The organism is Vibrio proteolyticus NBRC 13287 (assembly GCF_000467125.1).
GTDB classification, from domain to species: Bacteria; Pseudomonadota; Gammaproteobacteria; order Enterobacterales; family Vibrionaceae; genus Vibrio; species Vibrio proteolyticus.
The window spans coordinates 1-11122 of record NZ_BATJ01000006.1 but is presented as its reverse complement, the minus strand read 5'-3'; the positions used below and the strand labels follow the sequence as shown (position 1 = coordinate 11122).

Annotated in this window: 6 protein-coding genes; all 6 read right to left on the bottom strand. The window is 46.3% G+C overall.

Annotated elements, in window-relative coordinates; all coding sequences use genetic code 11:
• Positions 1 to 3 precede the first annotated feature (3 nt).
• Complete coding sequence (locus VPR01S_RS08790) at positions 4 to 1446, bottom strand: TolB-like translocation protein (protein WP_021704964.1); 1443 nt, start codon at positions 1444 to 1446, stop codon at positions 4 to 6.
• A gap of 3 nt (positions 1447 to 1449) precedes the next feature.
• The gene (locus tag VPR01S_RS08785; protein ID WP_021704963.1) at positions 1450 to 3117 is read right to left on the bottom strand and encodes a hypothetical protein; all 1668 of its coding nucleotides are present in this window, start codon (positions 3115 to 3117) and stop codon (positions 1450 to 1452) included.
• 432 nt (positions 3118 to 3549) lie between these two features.
• Complete coding sequence (locus VPR01S_RS08780) at positions 3550 to 4794, bottom strand: hypothetical protein (RefSeq protein WP_021704962.1); 1245 nt, start codon at positions 4792 to 4794, stop codon at positions 3550 to 3552.
• A 23-nt stretch (positions 4795 to 4817) separates the two neighbouring features.
• Positions 4818 to 5144: a hypothetical protein gene (locus VPR01S_RS08775; RefSeq protein ID WP_021704961.1), complete on the bottom strand. Its 327-nt coding sequence runs from the start codon at positions 5142 to 5144 to the stop codon at positions 4818 to 4820.
• A 61-nt stretch (positions 5145 to 5205) separates the two neighbouring features.
• On the bottom strand, positions 5206 to 6429 hold the full coding sequence (locus VPR01S_RS08770) for a hypothetical protein (RefSeq protein WP_021704960.1): 1224 nt from the start codon (positions 6427 to 6429) through the stop codon (positions 5206 to 5208).
• Positions 6430 to 7048: 619 nt separating this feature from the next.
• Positions 7049 to 11122, bottom strand: a 4074-nt coding sequence (locus VPR01S_RS08765) for a tandem large repeat (protein WP_021704959.1), incomplete at its 5' end; no start/stop codon positions are given.

Genomic DNA, 11122 nt, shown 5'->3' with positions numbered 1-11122 from the left:
TCCTTAATTAACCTGATTTGATTCGCAATATGCCGTCACAAAATGATTGCCTTGTCTTTCAATTTGACATGTCCGTTCACATCGAAAGATTTCTTCACCTGTCGAATTTTCGTAGTTCACTTTTTTGCATTTTTTTTCCTGAGTTGCGAGGTAGCGAGCGTAGGCATCTTTATACTGGGCATGGCTTGGCAAAGCAGGGAATTCCTGCCGTAAATCATAATCAGAGAACTGGGGTTGCAAACTCGCTGGTACATAAAGGGAGAAGCCATTAACACTATCGCCTTCTACAGGCGGTTTATACTGGTAGGCTAATACATCAATCGGCGAACTCTCATCTGCCTGACGCGCTCTATACAATCTCGGCGTAGGAGCATCCATACCGCTTAATACGCCTAGTTGTAATGTGTAGCGAGTATTTTTATCAACCAAAGGAATTGATTTTCCCATTTCTCGGGTATTAAACGAACGGTAACCATTTTTTGTGTTACACGTAAACGCACCACCATCTTCCCGCCAGTAGATGTACGCTGAAAAGACATCGTACTTTCTCTGTTCTTCCGCTAGATAGCACCCCTCAGGGTAATAACGCTCCACCGTGTAATGTTGCCAATCGCCGACTTGATAGACGAGATTGGTTTCCTTATCGGCTCTACCCAAAACTTTTTTGCTACGTGATGTTCTTGTCTTAACCAGAAGCTCCTTCCCATCATTTAAAAGCCTTACTCTTTTAATTTTGTCATAGGCAAGATCTCCCCAATTACCTTCAAGCCATTTCTTTCTCAGTTCAGGAGAGTCCGGATTGGGTAAAGCCAACGGCAGCTCACTCATAACCATGGTGTTTGTATCAAATTCGTACGCCTTGCCGAGTTGCGATATATACGCTTTACTGCTGTCAGGTAGCCAGCCACCAAAGTTACAATCGCCACCAAAGCGTTCAATTTGGCGGGTTTTAAGGTCGGCAACCGCACACCCTTTTAGCTGTACGAATAACCCCATGTTAAAAAACAAGAAACGGCCATTTGGTGAGCGCTGCGGACGCAAATTTTTGGTAAAACTCACCAGGCTGCCAACTTCTTCTGGGGTCAACAGGGTTTGTAGGTTACTGCCGTCTAAGTTCATGGTATATAAACCAGCTTGTTTGCGGTTTTCAGCACGATAAATCTGAGTAATAATTTGCGGCTTGTCTCCGGGCTTGTCCCACTCAGCCAATGGTGCCGTACGAGGGTCTGCGACTTCTAAAGCCCAATCGGCTTGCTCTGACGTCCTATCAACAAAGAGTCCCATAGAAGAAACCACCGTGTTTAACGCCTTGTTATATTTAGCTTGCTGTGCTTGTGCAATCGCTCTTTCATCTAACCATTGCTGAACTTGTGGGCTAAAGGCACTGCCTACCCCAACGCCCGCTATGGCTAGTACGGTCAAGCCAAATACGACTTTTTTGTTCATAACTTACATTCCTAATTCTTGTTTCCACAGCGACATATATTGGCTGAGATTATCTTCTGCATTCAGCTCTTGTTCGCTGCGTTCTGGCTCGGGTTCTACCCTTTCCGCCATTTGGTTCGGAGTCGGCCAATTCTGTATCTGCTCAAGAGTTAAATCTTGAAAAACCAGTTCCGAGTGATGGGCATAACCTGGAGAAGTGATCTGTAAAGTGAATTTTCCTTTTGGTGGGAAACCACCGAGCTGCGCCGTCGCAAAATGTGGGTTTTCGTTGTCATATTGAAGCGCTTCACTCAGTACCCAATCACTTTCACTATCAGATATCACCGCATAATGTATGACAGGGGTGTTAAAATCGATCAGACCGGTTTCAACTGACAATAGAAAACCACTGTTTTTTCCATCCACATAAGCAATCACGGTATTGCTCTGGTCATAGCTGCGAACTACGGCTTGCTGGTCGCTTAGCCAGGGCATGTCATCTTCGGTAACTTTATGGATGGCTGCACTGTCTACATCGGAAGTGAATTGTTGTGCACTGAATGACTGCCCATCACTGTAGCTGCTTAATTCATCAAGTGGTGTACTTGATTTCTCTAGCAAAGCAGCATCCGATTCTAATGCTTCAATTTGGGCAAAGCGTTTCTGTTTTGGGGAGAAGATGAGTTTGAGGCCATTGTCACCTTGTTGAAGTTCGCCGTTGATCTTATATGGCGCCCAAAAATGAGGGACAGCAAAACCTTCAGCTTTGCGTTTTATGACCTGAGGTGTCTCTTTTTGCTGCTCTTCTTTATAAAGGTTTCGATAGTACTCGACATCCACGTCTTGGTAGTAACCCTTTTCGGTGATTGCCAGCTCTCGCCAAAGCTTATTCTTCCAAAAGACATAGAGGTAACCGCCACACAGCTCAGACGCTTTGGCCTTATCTTTGTTACCGTCAAGGTAGGCAAGCGGCCTAACCGGCACCAACACGTTATCCCATTCATCCATCTCCGTTTCCTTGTCCACTGGCTGAAGATCTTCAGCAAGCTTCAACAAGATAGGAGTGGGCTGATCGGCACACGGAATCTTGATATAAAGCGTTTTCCCCTCAACTTCTAAGTCTTTGAAAGTGGCGAGGCTGCGGTGTTTGTTGTCCAGATCGGCTTTGCCTACGGTCACTTTCTCTTTTTGGGCTTCTGTTTTAGCCAACATTAGACAGGCAGCATTGCTTGACCACTGGCCAGCGAATTCAACCACAATTTTATGATCCGGAGAGGGTGGTACCGGTGTGTAAGTCAGGTTTCGTGCCAAAGGAACATCATCAGTGACTGCCTGATAGTTAGCTTTGACCGGTTTTGCATCTTGCGTTGCCAACACTTTATCAACTTGCATTCTCAGTGCAGGAAATGCCTGAAGTTGCGTGTCTGTAAGGCTAGTGCGGCGGGTAAAAGAAGACAGCGCAATCCACTCGGCACGAACGAGGCGCTGCCTGACGTTGTTGAGTAGGCTGTGGATGTCTTTCTTTGCTGACAGGGTGAGTCTTTCCGATAGCGGCTTGGGAAGTTGCCGCAGGACGTCTTGCATGTTTCGCGCGCGCGAAAGCTGCCCGATGCACTCATCTGGCGTCAGGACGTAATCGAGTTCGTCATACGTTAACTTAGAACCCGGTATAAATTTGCAAAACAATTGCATTTGAGATCTCCACAACCAAGAATCTTTTGTTCATTCGGCTGCGGTGATGCTTAAGCTGATAAGGCTTAAATTTGGGCGATTTGGTTCTGATATGATACCCATTCACTATTTGAACTTCAACCATCATTATTTGGCGCTGTCACTGTTGTGGCGCACCACCCAACACAACCGAACCTCACATGGTAATTCTTTATTTATCAGATAGAAACCGAAGATAAGAAACCTTCCTCCCAGTTTTGAGCCAATTTAATTAACACTTCAATCATTAACTAGCTAAACAAGCGTGACTGACAACAAATCTGCCTGTTTACAGCACTCAAAAAGAAGTGGATTGGGTTTATCTTATCGAACAACTATCTCTCTATTACTGCTTCTCCAGTTGGTCCGACTAATTGCCCCATCAAATAAAGAGAGTGCTGTTCAATCTTAGTCCTAGCCATGATTACGCTCCTCTAGAACTGTTCTTGCTTTTTTGATGTCAGCATAACTTGGCAGCGGATAGAGTGACTCACTCCAATTATCCGTCTTTTTATGCTCAATCACATAACGACTAAAACCCAAACCGAAAGCTGATTGCTTGACACGCTCGCCATTTTTCAGCGCCCTATATGTGTATATCATCTCTGTCGTAGGGCTATTGTCGGTCGGTTGGTGTAACACGCGGGTAATATTTCGACCATGCGCGGGGACGAACCACATATCACCACCGTTGAAAGCCAACAAATCCACTGTAGCAGGGAAGTTACCCATTTTTTCAGATGGCCTTCCCGAGCGGTATGCCGCACCTCCAAGGCAATAAAAGCCATCTCCATACTTTCCGCCCCAAACATTACAATCGTAGCTATCCGGAGTAAAATCACCACGATCGACCAATTTTAAGGTTTTGGCATCGAACACAAATGTGTTACCGCATTTTGGAACATCACTATCCCCAAAAGTTTCGAGATACTCCTCTTCCTCTCCTTTACAGCCAAAACCCGCCAAGCCAGGTTCGTAACTAAAATATATCGCTTGCTCTGACTGGCTCATATAAGGCTTGGCAAAAGAGGTCATGTAACGTGCGTATGAACCATTTACATCAGTAAATTTCACTACCTCTTTGGTGTCTAGCTTAACCAGCAGAAGCTCATCTCTTTTTTTCACAACAACTTGTGTGCTGTCTGTATCCCACATAATGTCGTGACGAGTTGAACCAGACTCCTCACTAATGTTTGTTACTTCTCCGTTATCTAGATCGTACAAGACGGTGCTATTTTTCTGAGGGATAACAAGATAGCGACCGTTTGGCGAGCGTGACATATATTTTGCGTAATCAGTCGTACTTCGATAGATTGGCGGCGGAAATACCCCCTCAGGGATTAGCAATTGAGGGTTAGTACCGTCTATATTCACAGCCCAGTAACTAACCTTAGAATTGTCTTCTAGGTTTTCGATAGTAAACAGCAACTGAGGGAGTGTTACATTCTCAGTATTCCAATCTGCCACCTCCGAGTTCGTTGGGATTTTAAAATCATAACGATAAAGCCAACTTTTAGTATCTCCCCGGTTTGTATCTAACCAATCAGCTAACAAGCCTATTCTTGCTTTTTCATCAAAATAGGGTTTAGTTGCTATGTAACCAACACCTGCGGCGACAGTAGTCGTAAAACCCAAGCCGAGTAATATTTTCTTTTTCATTCTTAATCCATTTTCTATTTAGGTTACAACGGCCAATCCAGCACTAATGACTCAAAGCGTTGTTTTTCTGCTGCAGTCATACTTTTAGGCTTATCGTTTGGCTGAGCTTCGGGCGAACGTTCAGTAGCGCTCTCAGGTTCAACAAATAAATCGTTGTAAGCGACCCGATCAAAAAGTATGTGACGACTGTCTGGGTCTTGGTCATGTACTAGGGACATAGTAAAGACCCCGTCCGATGGTAGCCCACTTAATAACGCTTGCTGCCAGTCGTGGTCTTCCCCTTCATAAAACTCTAAATCAAAGACGTCTTTATAATCGCTATTGTGATCGATCACATAGAGTGAATTCAAAGCGGTGATGCCAGACGTACCAACCCGTTAAGCTCACCTAACAGCGTCAGACATAGGATGCTTACTCTTTCCCTTCCTTACGAGCTTTTAACTGGCGCCGATAGGATTCGTCATACTGCTCTTGGGTTGGAATCGCGGGGAAAAATGATTTTAAATCAACCTGTTCAAACTTGTACAACAAGCTATCAGGAATAAAAAGGTTAAGGTGACTAAGTCGGTCATAATCGTCTTTATTCCCTATTTCTAGTTCATAGTAGTACTTGATTTTATCAAACATGCCGGCTTCATTTGGTTGGCGATAGCGCAACAAGGTATTATCGTAATTATTAGCGGAACCATTGAAATACCATGCATTCCTTTTTATTACGTTTCTAATGGAAGCATTTTCAATTTTCTCATCCGGTTCAGACGAAGAAAAAACAAAGTTTTGTTGTTCAACGCGATATCCACAAATAAAGTAGTCGGGATTAGGGTTATAGTTAAAGCTGCCTTGGCATTCAGGTGCCAGGTAATTTTTCACTTCTTTTAACGCCAATGTTTCTAAATCAAAGCCCACCTGAACTCGTTCTATAATTTCTCCGCCAGGGTTTTTCTTTGCACCAGACCAGATCAATAAGTTCAATGCTTCGTTGATCATAAACGTTTGAGTTTGAGTTTCTGGGTAATACTTTGAACCATCAATTGTGATTGTCTCTGGCAATACATCGGATGCCTTACCTGATATCAAGTTAACTTTTCTAGGTTGACGGTGAGCCGGACTAAGATCTGAATAATAGTAGGACTGGCTATCCTTACTAAAGGTTCCATCCCAACAACTACGCAATTTAGTAACAATCTTACGTTCTTTTAAGTCAAAAATAAGACAAGCTGTAGGGTCTAAGTTTAACGCGTAATGAATTGACAAGTATCTTCCATTTGGAGAACGTATATCGTAGCCTGAAGCAGGTAGCTCTCCCAGTTCATCACGATCCAATAGCAACCGAACATCTGTACCGTTCATATTCATGGTATAAATCGTACCATCTCGTCCATAGTGAAACATAATTTGTGGCTGTTTATTTACTGCATCCCAACGTTCTACAGCTGAATTTTTCGGCATTTCAACAGTAATTTTCCAGTTAGGTGTCCTAGTTTTTCTACCAGGATTCATTAAATGATCATATGCAATCCAGTCAAGTTGAACTTGGAATTCCGGATCTACTTTATGTGACTTAGTAACCCAAAAAAGAGTCCCACAGACAATAACTGTAGCGACGGTAACTGATATCAGGATTTTTTTATTCATAGTTCTATCCAAAAAGTCGTCGTACGCATATCACTATCATTTGATTCCACTGTGTCGTGACTATCTGATCGTTTGCACACATGAGATACGCTTTTGTTTATAGCAATGGAAGGCTTGGAGGAGCATGAGAAGAAAAAGAAGGAGTGCGGCTATTATAAGCAGCACTCCGAAAGTAACGATATGTCTGGCAGCCTTAGCTGCCACTACGCATTCCCACACGCAAAACCGATACTATGCTAGGTTGTAAGCAACGCTTACTTTAAAAGCAGGACTGTGTTTACAAAGCTTTGAAAACACACAGGACAGGACTATATAGGCTCGATTGTATTGAAACAAGATGACTAATCCGCCAGCATAACCGACTAATCCACTACCAATCATTGTTCATAAATGTGTAATTAGGCTATGGCTGCATTTATTAGCACAGTTGGGTTATGGTAATCGTCGAAAATTAGTGCAAATCCGATGTCTAAAAAAAGCAATTTCTTCAAATAAAATCACAACAAATCACTATTAGGCTCACAATCCAGATGACATTCTGAATAGAATTTGGAAACAAAATCACATTACCAACAATATATAGAAAAAGGGCCAGCATGCTGCTGGCCCTTTAATGAAACTATGCCGCTAACGGATAATTCCAATTGTCCGTGGTTAACATCGCCGTTGACTTACTTATCGTCAGCGTATCAATCGCGTCCAGAGCCTGGCCGTTAGTCGCTTTAACTTCTATGGTGTACGTGCCTACTGACCATGACTCCATATCAATGGATTCTGATGTCCAACTGCCATCACTACCTATAGTGGTAGTGCCTAAGTACTCATTGGAAACTTCTGAATCTTGGGTGATAGTAATGGTGACTGTCGTTGACTCCGCCAGACCGGTTGACGTGCCAGTTATCACGGTTGAACTGGTCATTTCCACCGGTTCCTCTATCGCAATGGTCGGTGTGATCTTGAATACATCATCATGTTGACTGCCGTCGTTGCCTACTTGATCCTGATAGCCACTACCCAATACCAAATCCAGTGATTCATCTACTGCGCTAACATTTACCGCAACAGTCCCTTCCCAAGTCGTCGCAGGTGCAGTTACGCTGCTAAAATCGATAACCTCGCCTCCCAGAGTCGCGGCAACACCGCTAGAAACCCGTTCATCAAAGGTGATGGTCACCGTCACTTCATCGCCATTTTGCGGTGACTCAGGACTGTAAACCACGATCTGGACGCTTGGCGCGTCTTTATCCAGTGTCAACTCAACCTGAGTGGCACTCACGCTAACCGATTTCTGATTCGTACCGGCCACATCCACTTTGATCGTGCCAGAATCTAAGCTCGCAATATCTTGTGTCAGGTTCCAGTCACCAAACTCATCGACCGTTACTTGCGCAGTTTCCGTTTGGTCACGCTGATCCGTCAATGTGACGGATAGTGCACTGCCCTGCTCGAAGTAGGTTGTGCTTCCTGTCACGGTAAGATTGCTATTTGATGTACCCGGAGCATTGACAGAGATCGTCGGCGTATATGGCAATATATGGCTAGAATCTTCCGCGCCTAGATTGCCCGCACTGTCTTCATACCCAGAGACCAGCAAAGAGGCACTATCTCCTGATTGAGTCGGCATTGTGACAGTACCACTCCAAACGATGTCATCGTTGGAGTTTAGCGCCACAGCCTCTCCTCCCAGTGTCGCAGCCACGCTGTGGACCACTTCGCTAAAGGTCAGTGTCACCGCCACGTCTTCACCAGCACTTTGATGCTCTGGGTTAAATTCCACCTGAGTCAGGGTTGGAACCTGTGTATCCAGCTCCAGAGAGAGCGCCGCTGAACTAAAGCTCTCGCTATTGCGATCTGCCGATGCCTGAACACTGACGTCACCGTCGTTAGCGCTCAAATCAAACGCTACCGACCACTGACCGTCACTGAGAACCTGAGCGGTTTCCGACTGAAGCGTACTGCCCGCCTGCTCTGCTACAACGGTTATTAGCGTGTCGGTCGCCAAACCGGTTGTTTGACCACTGATCACAACTGTCTTCGCTTCAGTCAAGCTGTATGGCGCATCCTGATTTGGTGTCAAAGCCCAGGTCACTGGTGTATTCACGGTTTGTGAATGCGCATCCAGAGTATTTCCCACGGCGTTGTTGAAACTACTCACCTCGACATCTACTGTGTCCTGCGTGGCAGCAAGTGATAACGTTGATGTTGTGGTGGCCGTCCATTCCGTGCCTGAGCCCGTTAAGGTCGTGTTTACACCCGCAATCGTTACTGCCCCTTCGGTCACCGACTCGCTGAAGGAGACTGTGACCACCCCCTGAGCACCGTTGCTCAGGGTATCAACGGCAATATCAGTAACAACCGGTTTCTGCTGATTCAATGTCACTGTCTTATCCGTAGGTGCGAAATCGCTGGCATTCACGGTGACGCCATTTGCCACCGTCACATTCCCGCCAAACACCAAAGCAATCGAACCATCGGCAAATTCAGCAAGATTGTACTGCGCACTTGTCCACGTGCCGGCAGTGTCGTCGTAACTCACCAGCAGAGCGTCCGTTTCTGCTGCAGCGCCATCTTTATCCAAACCGGTTAGTTTCAATGTCAGTGCTGAAGAAACAACGTGGTTAAATGTACCACTGATGCTCACCGCCCCCGACTCAGAGCCATTGACCAGCATTGGCAGACCTGCTACTGCCATTTCTGGTGAGTATGCCAGTGAGTAGTCACTGCTCTGAACACCCAGATTGCCATAGGCATCCTTAAAGCTAGAAATGGTCAGTGTTACGGCATCTGTTGAGTCTATGGATGGAACAACCAGATCTGCGCTCCAGATATCGCCATCGGCATTCGCCGTGAATGCGGCTTCTTGTCCACCGAATGTCGCCGTGACTTCTGTGACCTTCTTGCTAAACGCCAGTGAGGCATGAACCGACTCGCCAGCATCCTGATGCAATGGATTAAAGGTGACATTGTTTAAAATCGGTGCTTTGTTCGACAACTCAACATCTTGCGTAACCACTTCTGCACTTTGACCCTGGCTATTCTGACCGGCAATTTCAATGCTCCAGTTCCCTTCATCCAGCGTACTGACATCGACATTGCTTAACGTCCAGCGACCTGTGCTGCCGGTCACATCGACAGTTTGTGGTGCTGGCTCGGTGGCTCCTTCTTTACTGATGAAACTCACTGTCACTTGATCAGCAGCCAGGTCACCAAAGCCGAATGCATCGCCAGTTAATGTCACATTGCTCGCGTTATCTGGGGTGATGGTGACGGTATCCAGTGTGACCGTTGGTTTGATTGCAAAGTCGTATTCGGCTCCCGCTGCGACTGTATTACCCACTTCATCCAGGTATTGACCCAGAATCAAGGTCGCTTCAGCCGATGTCATGTTTCCTAATGTGACTTCGCCTGTCCATTGTGTTGCAGCACCGCTTGTGCTCCAGACAACAGACTGACCACCCAGTGTGGTTGCGCCCACAGAGGTAATGGCCTTGGTAAAGTTCACCTTCACCGCCACAGCTTCACCAGAAAGCGGTGTCGCTGGTGTCAGTTGTGGGGTGCCATCGACCGAAGGCGCCTGAGTATCCAATTGCAGAGTTTTGGTTTCTGATTCAAAAGTCTGCGCATTACGTGTTGCTGATGCCTGAACACTGACTTCGCCATCACTGGCACTCAAATCAAACGCTACAGACCACTGACCATCGCTGAGAACCTGAGCGGTTTCCGATTGAAGCGTACTGCCCGCCTGTTTTGCGACCACAGTGATCGAGGTACCGGCAGCCAGACCCGTTGTTTGGCCACTGAGCACCATGTTCTTCGCCTCTTCCTGGCTGTATGGCGTATCCTGATTTGGTGTCAAAGCCCAGGTCACCGGTGTATTCACGGTTTGTGAATGCGCATCCAGAGTATTTCCCACGGTGTTTTTGAAACCACTCACTTCAACATCTACTGTTTCCTGCGTGGCAGCAAGTGATAACGTTGATGTTGTGGTGGCCGTCCATTCCGTGCCTGAGCCCGTTAAGGTCGTGTTTACACCCGCAATCGTTACTGCCCCTTCGGTCACCGACTCGCTGAAGGACACTGTGACCACCCCCTGAGCACCGTTGCTCAGGGTATCGACGGCAATATCAGTAACAACCGGTTTCTGCTGATTCAATGTCACTGTCTTATCCGTAGGTGCGAAATCGCTGGCATTCACGGTAACGCCATTTGCCACCGTCACATTCCCGCCAAACACCAAAGCAATCGAACCATCGGCAAATTCAGCAAGATTGTACTGCGCACTTGTCCACGTGCCGGCAGTGTCGTCGTAGCTCACCAGCAGAGCGTCCGTTTCTACTGCAGCGCCATCTTTATCCAAACCGGTTAGTTTCAGTGTCAGTGCTGAAGAAACAACGTGGTTAAATGTACCACTGATGCTCACCGCCCCCGACTCAGAGCCATTGACCAGCATTGGAAGACCTGCCACCGCCATTTCTGGTGAGTATGCCAGTGAGTAGTCGCTGTTCTGAGCACCCAGATTGCCATAGTCATCCTTAAAGCTAGAAATGGTCAGTGTTACAGCATCCGTTGAGTCTATGGATGGAACAACCAGATCTGCGCTCCAGATATCGCCATCGGCATTCGCCGTGAATGCGGCTTCTTGTCCACCGAATGTCGCCGTGACTTCTGTGACCTTCTTGCTAAACGCCAGTGA

Bases quoted from the DNA above. Each gene is read 5' to 3' on its own strand.
- VPR01S_RS08780 (WP_021704962.1), bottom strand. From the start codon at position 4,794: ATGAAAAAGAAAATATTACTCGGCTTGGGTTTTACGACTACTGTCGCC.
- VPR01S_RS08790 (WP_021704964.1), bottom strand. From the start codon at position 1,446: ATGAACAAAAAAGTCGTATTTGGCTTGACCGTACTAGCCATAGCGGGC.
- VPR01S_RS08785 (WP_021704963.1), bottom strand. From the start codon at position 3,117: ATGCAATTGTTTTGCAAATTTATACCGGGTTCTAAGTTAACGTATGAC.
- VPR01S_RS08770 (WP_021704960.1), bottom strand. From the start codon at position 6,429: ATGAATAAAAAAATCCTGATATCAGTTACCGTCGCTACAGTTATTGTC.